A 16578-nucleotide genomic window follows, 5' to 3' on the forward strand; every position below is an offset into this window, starting at 1 on the left:
CACCCCCTCGGTGGCTTTTTGCTTGTTCTCCCTCCTTATTGCTTGATTGGCTATATACAGCCACATGGTTGTAACCACCTGGTCTATTTACAGCCAACTCCGAACGTTTTCCGGTTAAGTGTTCAGTAGTCTTGGTTAATAAACAAACAGTTAGTGTTTATTAACCTTAATGGCTCAACTTTTGCTGAACTGATCTCCAAGCCGGCTATAAAGCCGGTATTGACCAAAAAAACAAAATGATGGACATGGAGAAGGAGTGCGCGTGTTGGTTGCAGAAAGGCTGGGTTGGGCCGGCCGTATTGGGGTGGCGTACATATTATTGATGCTGGCAGGAGCGGCTATAGCGGCTGAAGGCGATGATCTCGAGCCCGACGTAGCTGAAGGTAATGCGGTGCCCGAACCTGCGATCAGGGTTGAGGAAATCGTGATCAGGGCGCCACGCGTGCGTATTGTCAGTCCACTGCCTGGTGTCGGCATAGATCGGGAACAGGCTGCAACCAATATCCAGAGCGCGACGGGAAAAGAAATCGCAGAGTCGCGCGCGATCAATATCACCGAATTCATGAACAACAACATGCAGTCGGTGAGCATCAACGATTATGCAGGCAATCCTTTCCAACAGGATCTCAACTTTCGCGGATTCACCGCCTCGCCGATGATCGGCACCCCGCAGGGAATCTCAGTCTATCTGGACGGCGTGCGGGTCAATGAAGCATTCGGCGATGTAGTGAACTGGGACTTGCTGCCCATGAATGCGATTGCCTCCATGGATCTGCTGCCTGGTTCCAGTCCGTTGTTCGGCTTGAATACCCTGGGTGGGGCACTGGCAATTCGCACCAAGACCGGGTTCACTGATAATTTCGCCCGTGGGGAAGTCATTGGAGGTGCCTGGGGGCGCCAACAGATGCAGCTTTCCAATGGTATCAATAACGGCGTTCTGGGCTTGTTTACCGCCTATAACCATTTCGAGGAAGATGGCTGGCGCCGGAATTCGCCTAGCAATCTTCGCCAGTTATACAACAACGCTACCTTGAAGTTGCCAAAAGGCGAAATCAACCTGAGCGCGCTCAATGTGGATACAGCATTGACTGGCAATGGCTTGGTGCCTTTTGAAATGGCAGAAGTCAACCGCAAATGGGTGTTTACTTCGCCGGATGAGTCGAGCAACAAGCTTGATCACTACAACCTGAATGGGCGCTGGGATGTGAGTGACAATTTCGTAATTTCCGCCTTGGCATATAAACGTAAGATGAACCAGTCTGCCATGAACGGCGATTTTTATGATGAGTATCAGCAGCTTGTTGGCCGGTTGAATATTGATTACATCAATGGGCGATTTAATCTTTCTGATCTGAACCAAGATAGTGTTGGCATTACCCTACAGGCGGCATGGGATGCCGGTAACCATCAAATAGTATTTGGCGGGAGCTTTGATAAGAACAAGGTCAAATTCAGGCAGCAGGAAATGTACGGCGAGATTGATGGTGACCGTCAAGTCAACCCGGTCAGGGATGAGGGGTATTACTGGGATGGGTTGTATGCGGCAAAGTATCCTGTATTGCGTAATGACCTTAAAGGACATAGCACAACCAAAAGCTTATTTTTTAGTGATACTTGGTCTCCCAAGGACAATCTGCACATCACTTATGGCACGAGGTTTAACTGGTCGCACGTAGTGAATGAATTGATGTCTGATTTTGGCAATGATCTTTATCAGTTCGAAATCAATCCTGCAAACCCGATTAATGGGAATAGCGGTCGGTTACTGGATCCCAGAAGACAACGTTGCCCGCTTCCTGGCGATCCTTTTGAAACTTTTGCTCGTTTTGTTTGTACGGATGGAGATTACAAGTACAAAAGCTTTAATCCATCTATTGGGATAGTCTGGGAGGCTATCGAGAGTCTTAGCCTTTATGGAAATATCAGCCGCGGTGCGCGCATTCCGACCATCGTTGAGCTTGGGTGCGCGCGTGACCATACCAGGGACAATGAGCCTGGTAGTACCAATTTTCAATATGGATGTTCGATTCCTACTTCATTATCTGCCGATCCTTACCTGAAGCAGGTGCGATCAACTTCATATGAAGCTGGTGTGCGCGGGAGGCATGACGGAATTATCTGGAATGTTGGTTTTTTCAGAACAGAACTTAAAAACGATATTTTATTCATGCCTCTGGGACGTAAAAACCGTGGCGTGTTCGATAACTTTGGTGAAACCCTGCGCCAGGGGGTTGAAATGGGCTTCAAGGCGGAAATAGGCAGAAGCCGGCTCGGGATTAATTACACGTATTTATTGGCGACGTTTGAATCTCCAGCCAATGCGATTAACCCCAACAACAGCAGCAATACTGCCCCGCAGACATTGCAATCTTATGTAAATATCGAGCCAGGGGATAGCTTATCGGGAATGCCACGGCATATTGTACAGGCCAACTGGAATTATCAATTCAACGACAGGTTCGATGCCACCTTGAACATGATCATGCATTCATTTTCATATGTGCGTGGCAACGAGAATAATGAGCATCGGCCACGTTCGGCAACTGATGCCCAGTATTGCACATTAAGCGGATGCTCCAATGCCGATCCTTATGACTATATTGGCAAGGGAGCCATTCCTGGTTATGCCATATTCAACCTGCGGGCTACATACAAGTTTGATTATGGCATGACCCTCTTTGTCAAAGCTGACAATATTTTCAACAAGGAATATTCCACAGCCGGGGATTTGGGACGCAGCCCTTTTGGGTCAGGCGGAGTTTTTAATTCTGATACTACCCAGTGGCAGAACACCACATTTATCGGGCCAGGGGCACCACGGGCCATATGGATCGGTCTCGCTTTCGACCTGAACTGGAAGAAATTCGCTGCAGATTCCAATACCCAGAAATAGAGTTGGTTGTTGGTGGTTGTAGATAGCCGCATTGGTTGTTTATAACCGGAATAAATGTAAATACGGCTGGTTAATTACGGCTCCAAAAGTCTTGATTATTAGTCCATTCGGACTAATTTTTGCCTATTTTGTTTCACACCTTCCTGCTGAAAATAAGCCATATGTAAATGATTTGTAAATATTTTGTTGCTCCCACTTAATTTCTCCTTCTCGTTCCGCCTTCATTTTTATTCCTGATTGGGCCTGGATTTTGCAGTAGAGGCTATGTGATGGCTACATTGCGAGCTGTCTCGGGATGCGGCCTCGTTCATAGAGGCTGAATCATTAATAAACAAAAAGGAGATTGATGATGAAATTAAGGTCTATGGCAATTGCTGCCATGCTGGTCACAGCGTCATCGGCATATGCGGGTGACTTTGTGACTTTGCGCGATGATTTGGCGAATCTCAATGCGGCAAATGGCGGTTTGATCGTTGGCGCCAATAATCCGTTCAGGGATCCTTTGTATCTGGATGCAACTAGCTTTACATGGTTGGATGGCTATAGCAGCCACCCAAGCCAGTTGATTGCCACTTCTATTTCCTATTCGGCAAACTCTGGCAGTGGCGTTCTTACTTTGTTGGACTACCGTATCAATACGGGTGTTGAATTGCTGCCAGGCGTGGCCCAGGCAACTGTTTATGACTTTGTGTTCCGTGATAGCAGCGACAACTCTCTGGTATTCGGTACTCGTTATATCAACCAAATCAACAACAACCAAGAAGTGAACTTCCTCTACCGTTACGGCTTTGAAGGATATGAAACTTCTGCCGCATGGTTGTTCCTGTCCGATTATGACTTGCGTTTGTATGAAACGGGGCGCACTGATGACTACTCGTTTAGTTCCACGGTTGCATATGATGCAGATGCAGTACGTCAGAAATCTGATATCAGTGTAAGTGAAGGGAATCCATATAGTGGCCTCTTCCTAGTCAAGACCGATGCCACAGATTACGCATTTGGTGACAAGGCAATTGGTTATTACCAAGCTGGTGAAGAAGGTCAGGCGGTGGTTGGTGGCTTTATCGGTGGGTTTGTTCCAACAGTGGCTGCAGTGCCTGAACCATCGGAATATGCACTGATGCTGCTGGGCCTTGGTGTGGTTGGTTTTGTGGCTTCACGTCGCAAAAAACAGAATCTGGCTTAATGGCCAGGCCGCTTGGCGTAAGTAATCATGCCGAGCACTATGGAGAAAGTAGTTTAATCAAGAACAGAGTCATTGCCTGTTCATAAGGCAATGACTCAATATTAGAGGGGATTCTTAAAATGCAACAAGTATTCAAACAAGCTATTGTTGGTGCTGCACTGACTCTTGTGAGTGTCAGCAGTGTCTATGCTGGTGGTTTTGTCGATGTCCTGAACACAGGTGAACGTACTCCAGGCAGCGTCAACAATGTGCTTACTGATCCATTCTTCCTGACCGGCGGTATTCCCTCCGGCTGGGCTCAGCAAGCCTCCATTACTACAGCTGTATACTCTCCTATCAACAATAGTATTCAGGTTGGTAACTTTATTGACACTGTATGGATTGATGCAACGACCAACCAACTGATTATCGGCAGTTACTTCCAGTTGTTGCCTAACTACCCCACAGGCAATATCCATGGCGGTGGCGGTATCTCTGAAATCAACTCCATTGTCCGCACCGGATTCTCTGACGTTGACACTATCTCTGCCGCTTGGTATTTCGCTGAAGGCATTTATAGTGGCGCTGAAGATGGCTATCGCTTGCGTGACCCATCCCGTTCCGGCTATGTAGCTTCGTATAATGCAACAGCTGCAGCTGCGGGCGCTTACTTAGACTTGGATAAGGTAGCGATTCGTACCGATGTCAGCATCGGTGAAAACAACCCCAATTCCGGAATCTATTTCCTGAGCGTGGATGCATCCCAGTACACCTATGTGTTTGGTAGCAATGCTATTGGTATCATTCAGGGTGCCTCTACCAGCGAAGGTGGCCGCGTAGGCCAAGAAATCTGGCTGAGTGGTTTCCGTGTCGCTGCTGTACCTGAGCCATCTGAATATGCGCTGATGTTGATTGGTTTGGGTATGATGGGATTTGTTGCGCGTCGTCGCAAAAACAAAGACTTGTCATAAATTTATAGCAGTAGCCCAGTAATATTTAATAAGTCGGCTTTATGCCGACTTATTTTTTAGCCCAAACGGACTACTCAAATGAGAATTTATATCATTTGTGGGTAAAGTTTTGTATCATGTACAAGATTAATTCATCTTCAAACTAATGTTTCTCTCTAAACTAGATCCAGCCTGGTTGAGCCGTGTTGCGCCATTTGCATTATATATGCTGTTCATGGCTGCAGTGGATTTGGTCGTCCAGTTCGGCCCAGCAGGCCTGGATGTGCGATGGCTTTATGGCGTCAAGGTAGTCTTGGTTGCCTTATTGCTTTGGACTTTGCGTAAACACTATGTGGAGCTTACTAAGTTATCCCTATTGAGTTTAAAGTTGTGGCTGAGCGCGGTCGTAATAGGTGTGTTAGTATTTATCGCCTGGATAAATCTGGATGCGCCATGGATGTTGCTCGGCGATCAATCTGAAGGGTTTAATCCAGGTAGTGGGTTAGAAGCCTGTCTGCTAATGGCGACAAGAGTGATGGGGGCGGCATTAGTTGTGCCCTTAATGGAAGAGTTATTCTGGCGGTCATTCTTGATGCGCTGGATTCAAAATCAGAACTTCCTCAAAGTCGAGCCGCAGCAGGTAGGATTCATAGCTTTGCTGGTTTCATCCGTATTATTTGCTATAGAGCACACGGAATGGCTTGCTGGTCTGATTGCTGGGTTGGCATATGGTTTGCTTTATATACGTAGCGGAAATTTATGGATGCCGATCATCGCCCATGCGGTGACTAATGGCATATTGGGGATTTGGGTCATTTACACCGGTAACTGGTATTACTGGTAATAATTGGGAAAGTATTCTTTGCGGTTACCTCACTCAATCAATTTAAAAAAAACAGCTCTTGCTCTGGCCATTAGTTGTAAGGTCGCAGTTGTTGATTCTGTTGCGTGGGCAGCGGAAGGGGATGTCATACGGCCTTACGCGAGTGCAACTTATTTTTATGATAGTAATTTACGTAGATTTAGCACTGAGGAACGATCCTTGGCTGCCACAGGTCGGCGTGATCGTTCAGACACTTTTATTCAAAGCCAAGTCGGTATTATTCTCGATAAGAAAATTAGTCAACAAAATTTTTATGTTGATGTGAATGTTAATAAAACCAAATTTGATCGTGCAACAGAGCTTGATAACGATGGTAAGACCGCGACTGCAAGGTGGGATTGGCAGTTAGGTAGCAGGTTGCATGGGAAAATTGAAGGATTTCACAAAGAGGCCTTGGTGCCTTTTTCTGATTTTAGAGGTATTACGCAGAACTTAAGAACTGAAAATCGAAAAATATTTGAGTTGATTTGGAGATTCCATCCTAGTTGGCAGTTGCGCACAGGTGTGGCTGACTACGATGTCGAGTACAGTGCTACTGAACAGCGTGCTGCGGCTTTAAATGAAACATCACAAAATGTGGGGATAGATTATCTTGCCACTGATGACGATTTGATTGGGATTGTTTATCGACATGCCCGTGGGGATAGGCCAGTAGCACAGCGGTTTGGGATTTTTCTGATTGATAATAGCTATGATCAGAATGAAATTAAAGCTCGTGTGCAATGGAAATTTAGTGGTAAGTCCCATATTGATTTTCTTGGGGGTATTGTCGAGCGAAAGCATGATGATCTATCTCAGCGCGATTTCAGAGTATGGAACTCGCGCCTTGATTATCGGTATTCGATGACAGGCAAAACTAATTTTGGCTTTAGTGCATGGCAGGATAATAATGCCCGGTCATTTGTAACTACTACTTATACTCAGAATAGAGGTTTAAGTACGGCGGTAAATTGGCTTGCTACCAGTAAAATTTCATTACAGGGCGCATTGCGTTATGAAGAAATGGATTTCAAAGGTGATTTGCTGTTTAATCAAGAGCGCGTAGATAAAAATAAAACTGCTGCTTTGAATATGACATATAGGCCGACCCAGTCATTCTCTATAAACTCATCATTGCGTAGGGTTAAACGAGACTCCAATTTAAGTGGAGCAGAATTTACTTCTACAAGTATCTCAATCACTGGGCAATACGAATTTTAATGGTGATTAAATGACAGTTAATGATATTCCTTTAGTCGCTTTTTTTAAGCAGCTGCTTGATCCTCTTGTTATTTTGGGGACGTTGTATGGATTCACTCTCCTGTATGGCGAGCCATTTAATGGCTATTACCTGATTTTGGCGCTATTAGCTTATTTTGTTTCATCTAATGTCTATGAGCGCCTTGATCTGTATCGCACTTGGCGCAGTGGAAAAGTCTTGGGATATATTCGAGACATCCTTTTTGGGTGGGCAATTGTGGTTGCTGTACTGTTATTCATTGGGTATGCCGCAGATCTCTCCAGCCAGTATTTAGATGAAATGATTTATATTTGGTTTGTTTGTGTACCAGCCATTTTTATTATGGCGCATTTGGCAATTCGTAAGATTGCCTCAGACTTGCACAAAAATGGAGAGGTGCGTTCAGTTGTAATTGTGGGTGCAAATGATATTGGTGTGCGTCTTGTTAACCGTATTAACGATGATCCTTACTTATTTATGAACATTAAGGGCCTGTTTGATGACCGAGAGGTAACCCGTCATCCCAAAGGTATGCGTAATATACCTTTGCTTGGCTCAATGGGGGATATTGCCCCCTATGTGCGCGCTAACAATACCCAGATTATTTTTATCAGTTTGCCAATGTCCGCACAGCCACGAATTAGGCAGTTGTTTGAAGAGCTTCAGGATACAACGGCGTCTATATACTTTGTTCCAGATATCTACATTTTTGACCTGGTACAAGCCCGGTTTGATGATGTGGCTGGTGTACCTGTGGTGGCAATCTGTGAAAGTCCTTTCACAGGTTTTAACAGTTTAATCAAACGGACTAGTGACATTATTCTTGCCTCACTTATCCTGTTAATGCTTTCCCCTTTTATGTTGGCGATTGCATTGGCTGTGAAACTGACATCAAAAGGCCCTATAATTTTCAAGCAGCGGCGTTACGGCTTGAATGGTGAAGAAATTATTGTTTATAAGTTTCGTTCCATGACGGTAATGGAGGATGGCGATAAGGTTGTCCAAGCGCAAAAGCGCGACCAGCGGTTAACCCCTATTGGCGGGTTTTTGCGGAAGAACTCGCTTGATGAGTTGCCCCAATTTATCAATGTGCTACAAGGGCAAATGAGTATAGTTGGACCACGTCCACATGCCATTGCTCATAATGAGCAATATAGAAAGCTGATTCGGGGCTATATGTTGCGACATAAGGTTAAGCCTGGAATTACTGGGTGGGCTCAAGTAAATGGCTTACGTGGTGAAACGGAAACATTGGACAAGATGGAAGCTCGTATTGAATACGATCTAGATTACCTTCGACATTGGTCATTAGCATTTGACTTTTGGATTATCGTCAGGACGGTTTTGGTTGTATTTAAAAAAGACAACGCTTATTAATTAATGGTGGCACCACTGGATTTTGAGGAGATTGTACGTTGAAGACACAACGCGGGAATGCAATGAATAAGTGGCCAAAACTTAGTGCAGGTGCATTAGTGTGCGCCATCATTAGTGTTGGTTTGGCAGGCTGTGGTGATAAGGGGCGAGAAGCTAAAGCTAGTCAGTCACTTGTCAGTGTAAACGGTAAAGAGATTACGGTTCATCAACTCAATGAGGAGTTGGCGCGCGCGAATATTCAAGCGGCGCAAAAAGATGCAGCATCAAAGCAAATTCTTAATGCACTTATCGATAGGCAATTACTTGAGCAGGCTGCACTCAAGGCTAAGGTTGATCGCGATCCTAATGTGATGCAAGCCATTGAGAGAGCTAAATCGCAAATTGTTGCTCAGGCTTATTTGCAAGCTAAGGTCGCAAGTGTCACTAAACCTGGAAATAGTGAGGTTGAGTCCTTCTACAAAGACAATCCTGCGTTGTTCGCGGAGCGTAAGTTAGTTGAAATGGAGCAATTGTTAATAGATTCACGTTATATCAGTGATGAATTTAAAGCTGCGCTTGGTGGGTTCAAAACCTTGCAGGAAGTGGCAGCTTGGCTGGATACGAAAGGTATCCAGTATGATCGCGGTGAGGTGGCTCGTAGCATTGCGGAATTACCCCCGCAAATTTCTGAAAGATTAAATGATGCTAGAAAAGGTCAGCTTTTTGTAATTGGCATGGGGCCAAGAACAATGTTGGTTTTGATGGATAGTGTGAAGGATAGTCCAGTATCGCTTGCTGATGCAACACCGCAAATTGAGCAGACATTGCTGAATAAAAAACGAAAAGAAGTTGGAGAGGCAGAAATCAAGCAACTGCGAGAGCAAGCAAAGATTGAGTATTTAAGTCCAAAGGTTGTGGATGATTCAAGTAATCAAAAATCCGGTACTGATAACAGTAAGAATGCTTCTGCCTCGGAGAAAGTACCTGAAAAAAATGATGACATTGCAAGCGGCGTCAAGGGTCTGAAGTAAGCAACAAAATTTCAACGTTTAATTATGGCTGAACTATTATGAATAAATTATATAAAAGCTTTTTTTCTCTAGTTCTAACATTCTTGTTTTTATCTTCTGTTTCTTTTGCGGCCGATGATGTATTGCTGGGCCCGGGAGATATTTTGAAGGTGTCGGTATTTGAGCAACCAGATCTTTCTCTTGAAGTAAGGGTGAGTGATTCAGGCACAATTACTTATCCGCTGATTGGGGCTGTGCATGTGGGCGGTGGAACGCCGGCTGAGGCAGAAAAGAAAATTGCAAATATGTTGGAGACAGGAGGCTATCTCAAAAATCCTCATGTCAGCATCATTGTTGCACAGTTGCAAAGCCTTCAGGCTTCGGTACTTGGTCAAGTTGGTCGCCCTGGCCGCTATCCCCTAGATAGTGCACGGACACTGGCAGATGTATTGGCATTGGCGGGTGGCATTGCTCCAGATGGTGCCGACATCATTACGATTGTTCAGAAAGTCAATGACAAGACCACACGTACCACTATCGACATCGCCGATATGATGCGTAGTGGAAATCTGGACAACAACATCGAGATCAAGGGCGGCGATATTGTTTACGTTGAACGTTCACCGAAGTTTTATATCTATGGTGAGGTGCAACGTCCTGGTCAGTATCGCCTAGAACATAACATGACCGTTCTGCAAGCTTTGTCAGTAGGTGGTGGTCTCACCATGCGCGGAACAGAAAAGGGTGTTGTTTTGAAGAGGCAAAATGAGAGTGGTTCTATCGAAGTCATTAAGGCAAAGCATGATGACCTGATTCAACAAAATGATGTTGTTTACATCAAGGAAAGCTTCTTCTAAAAGTTTAAATGTGCAAATAATCATGACGAAAAGGTAACACGATGAGCTTGTCCCAGTTTCTTCATATTCTCAAAGCTCGATACAAAATTATTTTGTTGACGATGCTTGTAATTGTCGTTGCCACGTTGGGCATCAGTTTGGTGTTGTCTAAAACATATAAGGCGACCAACACGGTAATTATTAATTACAAAGGGGTTGATCCGGTAACTGGTCTTGCATCGCCAGCCCAATTGTTGCCGGGATATATGGCCACCCAAGTCGATATTATCTCCAGTAAACACGTTGCACTTAAAGTGATTGATCAACTTAAATTGGCTGATAGTGAAGGTGTTAAAGCTAGTTTTGAAGAAGACGGCGGGGAGGGGGATATCAACAACTGGCTAGCCAAATTACTGCTGAAGAATCTAGATGTCAGCCCATCTAGAACAAGTAGTACCATTGATATCAATTTTAAAGGCTCCAATCCTCAGTTTGCTGCAGTCATGGCAAATGCTTTTGCTGCAGAATACATTCGTACCAATATTCAATTAAAAGTGGAGCCATCACGTCAGGCTTCTGAGTATTTTACTCAGCAGGTTAGAGGCCTTAAAGATGACTTGAATAATGCCCAACTTCGTCTTTCACAATACCAGCAAGAGAAAGGTATTATCAGTGTAGATGAGCGTCTTGATGTAGAGCGCGCGAGGCTTAATGAATTATCTTCGCAACTCGTTATTGCTCAGGCACAAACTATGGAAGCACAATCTCGGCAAAGGAATTCTTCAGGGAGTAATGCATTTGACTCTCCTGATATTGCAGCTAATCCCCTTATTCAGGGTCTGAAAACTGATATAGCGCGAGCAGAATCCAGGTTTGCCGATGTCAGTCAAAAAGTTGATCGGAATCATCCTTCATATTTAGGAGCCAAGGCAGAAATTGACAACCTTAAGCAGGAGTTAAATAAGCAAATCCAGGCAGCATCGGTAAATGTAGCCAGCAATTATCGTATCTTGAAACAGCGTGAAGATGAAATTCGTGCTGCCTTGAATAATCAGCGTGCAAAAGTCTTGGAGCTCAATAAAGATAGAGATGCATTGACTGTGCTGACGCGTGAAGTTGAAAACGCTCAGAATGCATACCAACTTATTACACAGAGATATACACAAACTAATGTTGAAGGACACTCCAACCAGTCAGATATTTCTGTTCTTAACCCAGCGACACCGCCTGTGGAGCCTGACTCTCCAAAGTTACTTCTTAATACTGTGATTGCTATTTTTTTAGGAGGCCTGCTTGGATTAGGTCTGGGCATACTGGTAGAAGTCCTCGATAGAAGGGTTCGTTCGGCAGAGGATTTAAGAGTACTTTTGGATGCGCCTGTGCTTGGTGTGTTTCCTAAAGATGGCTCAAAGCAAAAATTTGCGCGCTCACTTGGCAATAAGTCATCGCAACTGAGAATATCGAAAGTTTAATTATGAGTTCGACACAACATTCAGTAGCTTCAACAGATAAGCAATTAGCTGTGGATCCATTCTCCGAGTTTAATATCGGTAGCCTACTACTACGCATGGGCAAAATTAGCCCTGAAGATGCAGAAAAAATAATGAAGCTGCATAAAGATCAAGGCATGCGCTTTGGTGAGGCTGCAAAAAGCTTGGGCTTGATTACAGAAGGCGATATCCAGCAAGTTTTGGCTAGGCAGTTCGACTATCCATACCTGATTCAGGAAAGTAATAGCAAGCACGCAAAAGAGCTTGTTTCCGCATACCAGCCATTTAGCAAAAAGTCCGAAGTGTTTCGTGCGGTGAGAAGTCAGTTAATGCTTCATTGGTTTTCTCCCGAACGTAAAGCTTTGAGCTTTTCCTCCATGAATGCTGGGGAAGGTGTCAGCTACTTTGTGTCAAATCTGGCCATTGTTTTTGCACAGCTAGGTGAAAATACACTCTTGATCGATGCTAATCTGCGTTCGCCACGTCAGCATGACATTTTTGAGCTGGAAGAAAGAAAAGGTCTTTCAGACATTTTGGCTGGCCGGGCCGGACAAGAGGTCATTTCTAAGGTGGGTGTATTTGAAAGCCTATCCGTATTGCCTGCCGGTACATTGCCACCAAATCCACAAGAGCTTGTTTCCAGGCCTTCATTCAGAAAGCTGATTTACGATTTATCCAATCAGTATGATGTGATTCTGCTGGATACTCCGGCCTTCTCTTATGGCGCAGATGTCCAAGCCATCTCCACTGCAACCAATGGTCTGGTCATGGTTATCAAAAACCATGAGGCCAGAATGAACGATATTTCCGCAGCGGCAGAAAGCCTGGCAAATAATGGGACCCACATTGTCGGATCTGTGCTTGTAGAGTTTTAAATGTTCAAAAATACTAGCTTAGTAGATGGACTGAAAGCGCATTGGTTGTTGTGGGTGGGCATACTGGTTCTGTATGTCCCTACCTTCATAAATCTTGTGACTACAGTATGGACCAGTGAAGATCAGGCCCATGGCCCGCTGATATTATTGGTGGTCGGCTATCTGGTCTGGACGCAAAAAGAGTTTATTTTCAGCAAAGAAAGCAGAAAGACCTCTCCTGTCCTTGGCTGGTTGCTTATTGCCATCGGCTTATGTGCCTATATCCTAGGGCGTTCTCAAGATATCGTCATTCTGGATCTGGGGTCGCAGATTCCCATTATTATCGGGCTGTTACTCATCTACTTTGGCTATAAAGGGGTCAGGACGTTCTGGTTTCCGATATTCTTCCTTATCTTCATGATCCCCTTGCCAGGGGTATTGGTGGATGCAGTGACACTGCCCATGAAAATAGCCGTGTCCTATGTTGCTGAGGATATTCTGTATTTCTTTAATTATCCTATCTCGAGAACGGGTGTCATATTGCAGATTGGCCAGTATCAACTACTGGTTGCGGATGCTTGTGCCGGTTTGCATACGCTGATTTCCCTCGAGGCCCTGGGCTTGCTCTACTTGAATATCGTCAAGCATGATTCATTGTTGAGAAATATAGCTCTCGCTACCTTGATTATCCCGATTTCATTTACTGCGAATGTCATCCGCGTCATTGTACTGACGCTGGTTACCTACTATTTTGGCGATGCGGTCGGGCAAGGTTTTGTCCATGGTTTTGCCGGGATATTGCTGTTCGTAGTGGCGTTGACCTTGATTATTTCTGTTGACTCTTTGTTGCAGTTTTTTGTAGCACGACGCATTAAGAATAAGCATGGTGCTGATTTACAAAGAGGATAAGATGACTTTTCTAAGAAAAAATGATTTCTGGATTTTTATAGTATTTGCTATTGCAGCTTGGGCGGGGTTTTCCTTAAAGCCTAGCAAGCACCTTGATGTCATTCCTGCCATTTCTTCTTTTGATAATATCCCGACAGAGTTTGCCGGTTGGAGTGTGGATGACACCATAGTCCCGGTGCAAGTCAGCCCTGAGGTGCAGGCCACATTGGATAGGGTCTATGAAAAGACATTATCAAAAACCTATATCAATGCCGCTGGCCAGCGCATCATGCTGTCAATTGCCTACGGTGGGGATCAAAGTAGAGCCCTGCAGGCACACAAGCCGGAAACTTGCTACACTGCTCAGGGTTTTGTAGTTAAACCCCTGGGCAATTCATCCATTCAATACCAGAACCACAACATCTCGATCCGCAAGCTGATTGCCACGAACGGCAATCGCGTAGAGCCAATTACATACTGGATGCGTGTCGGTGAGCACACCGTATACGGCGGCCTGGGCCAGACTGTTGCCAGAATCAAATACGGCCTGAATGGTTATGTGCCAGATGGTCTGTTGTTCCGTGTTTCAAGTGTAGGTACAAATTCCGCAGAAGAATTTGCCTTGCAACAAGAGTTTGTTCAACAACTGCTCAACTCCCTCAGAGAAACAGAACGTACACAATTAATTGGTACAGTTAACTCTTAATTTTTAATCAGCACAGTCTCAAATATCGTGCAAAAAACTGTCTTCCGAATTATTGCAGTATGGTCTGCGTCAATTGTTGCGGCTTTTATAGCACTTTTATTGCAAGTGATACTGGCCAGAAACCTGCATGCTTCCACATACGGGATTCTGGCTTCCAATCTTTCCCTATTTGCTGTTCTGGGCGCCCTGGGCCATTTCGGCATGGGCAATTTTCTCATCCGCAACTATGTTGAGAAATCCTCAAAGCTGGAAGATCTGCTTAAATCCACTTTGACCGTTAGCCTGGTCTCCTTGGGGATCTCCCTGGTTTTTACCATCGTTTTTGCTTCGCATGGTGATGCCTTGCATTCCTATACGATGTTGCTGATGTTTCCTGTAGCACTCTCATATGCTTATACTGAATTGGCAATTGCCAGAATGCAGATACAGGAATCGTTTTACCGGCTGGCTATATCGCAAGTCACCCCCAACCTACTGAGACTGCTTATCGTCTTGGTGTTAATCAGTTTTACAAACTCACCCTTAGTATTAGCGGCAGGGATTGGTTTGGGCTCGCTTATAGCTACATTAGTCTCACTTTACAATTTTGGGGCGTGGACGTTAGTCAGAACCCCTGAACCAAGCAGTAGTATCCCCATTCAGGAGTTGCTTATCAAGACATGGCCTTACGGACTAAGCATGTCTATATATTTGGCATACACGCAGGGGGGGGTTGTTGTAGCAAACTACCTTGATGGCCCCATTGCTGCCGCGAATTACTCTATTGCGATTTCATTGCTGATGGCGTGCTATCTGTTGCCGATTGCGATATTCCAAAGGGTGCAGGGTAAAAAGATCAATGATCTGGTGGCAAACAACCCATCGAGATTGAAGCCATATTTCGTTAAGGCCATGTCGGTAGCCCTAGCATCTGGTCTGATAATTGCTTTATTATTTGCATTGCTTTCCTATTATTTAATACTGTATATATTTGGGGAAAAATACATCAATGCATCGAGCATCCTGACCATCGTTGCATTTTCAATTCCCTTCAGATTTGCCGCCACAGCGAGTGGCACAGCGTTGAATAGCTATGTGCAAACACGGTTCAGGGTGATTGTGCAATTTATTGTCCTAGTGCTTTTTCTGTCAACGACGTTCTATTTTGCACCAGTAGTCGACCTATCAACGTTTATGGCCAAGCTTTTGGTGGCTGGTGAAATATTGATTGCGCTTGCTTATACTTCCTATCTTCTTATCTTTATTAAAAAAATTAATGTGAAAGTTAACTAATGTCAAAGAGCTATGCAGTTGCTGAAGAGGGGCGCTATAAATTACTGAAACAGATTTTGCCAAAAAGCGTGGTGAGGATACTGCTGTCGGTCAGAGCCTATGCCCAGCTTGTGATCAATTATGTTTATGATTTCTCACGCTATCACCGCGCAAGTTGCATGGGTGAGGCGGCTGGTAATGTAGAGCAATATGATGCCCTGATTACCATGAATTATCATCGACTGGAAAAAGGCCTGTCTCTGCGCGAACCCAAACCATTCTTTGGTAAGCAGGTTGTTGAATACTTGCTGCGCACTATTGAGCATCATCAACGCGAGTATGGCAGCAGGGAAAGCACTATAACTGCCCTTAATACCATCAGTTTTTATATTCAATGGCATGAAAAGCAGGACTTGCATTCAGACTATATCTCTAACCTGAAAACCGATTTGGCCAACATCATTTCCAGGCTGAATAACCCAAGCCCGCATATCGCCAAAGGCGGGGTCAATGCACGGGTGTTTCGTGATCATGCAAATGACGAGGAAATCAACTTCTTCTTCAATGAACGCCATTCGGTCCGTCATTATTCTGCTGAGCCTGTCTCCACGGATATCATCAATAGAGCGGTTTATTTAGCTACCTTCACGCCATCGGTATGCAATAGACAATCCTGGCGGGTTAAAGCTTTCACCGAAAGAAGCAAGATTGATCATGCGCTCAAATTCCAAAATGGCAATAGGGGGTTTGGTCATACAGCAACCGTGCTGTTTGTCGTCAGTGCCAAGCTGACGACCTTTGTCTCGCCATCAGAAAGAAATCAGGGCTGGATAGATGGTGGTATGTTCGCCATGTCATTGATTAACGCCTTGCATGCATTGGGTATAGGCAGCTGCCCGCTGAATTGGAGTACTGATGCAAAAAGGGATAAATCCTTCAGGCAGGCTTTCGGAATTCCTGATGATGAAGTCATCATAATGTTTATTGCTGGGGGGCACTATGAAGAGAATTATAGTGTGTGCGATTCAGCCCGGATTTCGGTTGATAATCTCTTGACAATCAATTAAGGGAATTAAA

The 16578-nt window shown here is 44.7% G+C and carries 14 protein-coding genes; all 14 read left to right on the forward strand.

Annotation, left to right across the window (positions count from 1 at the left end; translation table 11 throughout):
* Positions 1-322: 322 nt before the first annotated feature.
* The 14 genes from LG198_RS00460 (at position 323) to LG198_RS00525 (ending at position 16568) form a co-directional block, all read left to right on the forward strand.
* On the forward strand, positions 323-2893 hold the full coding sequence (locus LG198_RS00460) for a TonB-dependent receptor (RefSeq protein WP_230342029.1): 2571 nt from the start codon (positions 323-325) through the stop codon (positions 2891-2893).
* Positions 2894-3257: 364 nt separating this feature from the next.
* Positions 3258-4079 (forward strand): PEP-CTERM sorting domain-containing protein, encoded by an 822-nt coding sequence (locus tag LG198_RS00465; protein ID WP_230341213.1) that lies wholly within the window; start codon positions 3258-3260, stop codon positions 4077-4079.
* Between the two features lie 119 nt (positions 4080-4198).
* Entirely contained in the window at positions 4199-5029 is an 831-nt protein-coding gene (locus tag LG198_RS00470; RefSeq protein ID WP_230341214.1) for a PEP-CTERM sorting domain-containing protein, read from the forward strand.
* A 145-nt stretch (positions 5030-5174) separates the two neighbouring features.
* Entirely contained in the window at positions 5175-5852 is a 678-nt protein-coding gene (locus tag LG198_RS00475; RefSeq protein ID WP_230341215.1) for a CAAX prenyl protease-related protein, read from the forward strand.
* A gap of 18 nt (positions 5853-5870) precedes the next feature.
* Entirely contained in the window at positions 5871-7091 is a 1221-nt protein-coding gene (gene epsL / locus LG198_RS00480; protein WP_230341216.1) for an XrtB/PEP-CTERM-associated polysaccharide biosynthesis outer membrane protein EpsL, read from the forward strand.
* Positions 7092-7101: 10 nt separating this feature from the next.
* Positions 7102-8487: an undecaprenyl-phosphate glucose phosphotransferase gene (locus LG198_RS00485; RefSeq protein WP_230341217.1), complete on the forward strand. Its 1386-nt coding sequence runs from the start codon at positions 7102-7104 to the stop codon at positions 8485-8487.
* Positions 8488-8525: 38 nt separating this feature from the next.
* Positions 8526-9497: an EpsD family peptidyl-prolyl cis-trans isomerase gene (locus tag LG198_RS00490; RefSeq protein WP_230341218.1), complete on the forward strand. Its 972-nt coding sequence runs from the start codon at positions 8526-8528 to the stop codon at positions 9495-9497.
* 38 nt (positions 9498-9535) lie between these two features.
* Positions 9536-10333, forward strand: coding sequence for a polysaccharide export protein EpsE (gene epsE, locus LG198_RS00495; protein ID WP_230341219.1), 798 nt, complete (start codon positions 9536-9538; stop codon positions 10331-10333).
* A gap of 41 nt (positions 10334-10374) precedes the next feature.
* On the forward strand, positions 10375-11784 hold the full coding sequence (gene epsF / locus LG198_RS00500) for a chain length determinant protein EpsF (protein WP_230341220.1): 1410 nt from the start codon (positions 10375-10377) through the stop codon (positions 11782-11784).
* A 2-nt stretch (positions 11785-11786) separates the two neighbouring features.
* Positions 11787-12677, forward strand: coding sequence for a chain length determinant protein tyrosine kinase EpsG (gene epsG, locus LG198_RS00505; RefSeq protein WP_230341221.1), 891 nt, complete (start codon positions 11787-11789; stop codon positions 12675-12677).
* Positions 12678-13565, forward strand: coding sequence for an exosortase B (xrtB, locus tag LG198_RS00510; protein WP_230341222.1), 888 nt, complete (start codon positions 12678-12680; stop codon positions 13563-13565).
* Positions 13540-14250 carry an exosortase-associated protein EpsI, B-type gene (gene epsI, locus LG198_RS00515; RefSeq protein WP_230341223.1) on the forward strand — a complete coding sequence of 237 codons (711 nt, stop codon included), beginning with the start codon at positions 13540-13542 and terminating at the stop codon, positions 14248-14250. The genes xrtB and epsI overlap by 26 nt, the downstream gene beginning before the upstream one ends.
* A 27-nt stretch (positions 14251-14277) precedes the next feature.
* Positions 14278-15522, forward strand: coding sequence for a lipopolysaccharide biosynthesis protein (locus tag LG198_RS00520; protein ID WP_230341224.1), 1245 nt, complete (start codon positions 14278-14280; stop codon positions 15520-15522).
* Entirely contained in the window at positions 15522-16568 is a 1047-nt protein-coding gene (locus LG198_RS00525) for a nitroreductase family protein (RefSeq protein WP_230341225.1), read from the forward strand. Before LG198_RS00520 ends, LG198_RS00525 begins: the two co-directional genes overlap by 1 nt.
* Positions 16569-16578: the final 10 nt, after the last annotated feature.

The organism is Methylobacillus arboreus, from assembly GCF_020532725.1.
GTDB lineage: Bacteria > Pseudomonadota > Gammaproteobacteria > Burkholderiales > Methylophilaceae > Methylobacillus > Methylobacillus arboreus.

What these genes read in the sequence shown, in the direction of transcription:
- LG198_RS00460 (WP_230342029.1), top strand. Translation starts at nt 323, where the DNA reads ATGCTGGCAGGAGCGGCTATAGCGGCTGAAGGCGATGATCTCGAGCCC.
- LG198_RS00465 (WP_230341213.1), top strand. Translation starts at nt 3,258, where the DNA reads ATGGCAATTGCTGCCATGCTGGTCACAGCGTCATCGGCATATGCGGGT.
- LG198_RS00470 (WP_230341214.1), top strand. Translation starts at nt 4,199, where the DNA reads ATGCAACAAGTATTCAAACAAGCTATTGTTGGTGCTGCACTGACTCTT.
- LG198_RS00475 (WP_230341215.1), top strand. Translation starts at nt 5,175, where the DNA reads ATGTTTCTCTCTAAACTAGATCCAGCCTGGTTGAGCCGTGTTGCGCCA.
- LG198_RS00485 (WP_230341217.1), top strand. Translation starts at nt 7,102, where the DNA reads ATGACAGTTAATGATATTCCTTTAGTCGCTTTTTTTAAGCAGCTGCTT.
- epsE (WP_230341219.1), top strand. Translation starts at nt 9,536, where the DNA reads ATGAATAAATTATATAAAAGCTTTTTTTCTCTAGTTCTAACATTCTTG.
- epsF (WP_230341220.1), top strand. Translation starts at nt 10,375, where the DNA reads ATGAGCTTGTCCCAGTTTCTTCATATTCTCAAAGCTCGATACAAAATT.
- epsG (WP_230341221.1), top strand. Translation starts at nt 11,787, where the DNA reads ATGAGTTCGACACAACATTCAGTAGCTTCAACAGATAAGCAATTAGCT.
- xrtB (WP_230341222.1), top strand. Translation starts at nt 12,678, where the DNA reads ATGTTCAAAAATACTAGCTTAGTAGATGGACTGAAAGCGCATTGGTTG.
- epsI (WP_230341223.1), top strand. Translation starts at nt 13,540, where the DNA reads ATGGTGCTGATTTACAAAGAGGATAAGATGACTTTTCTAAGAAAAAAT.
- LG198_RS00525 (WP_230341225.1), top strand. Translation starts at nt 15,522, where the DNA reads ATGTCAAAGAGCTATGCAGTTGCTGAAGAGGGGCGCTATAAATTACTG.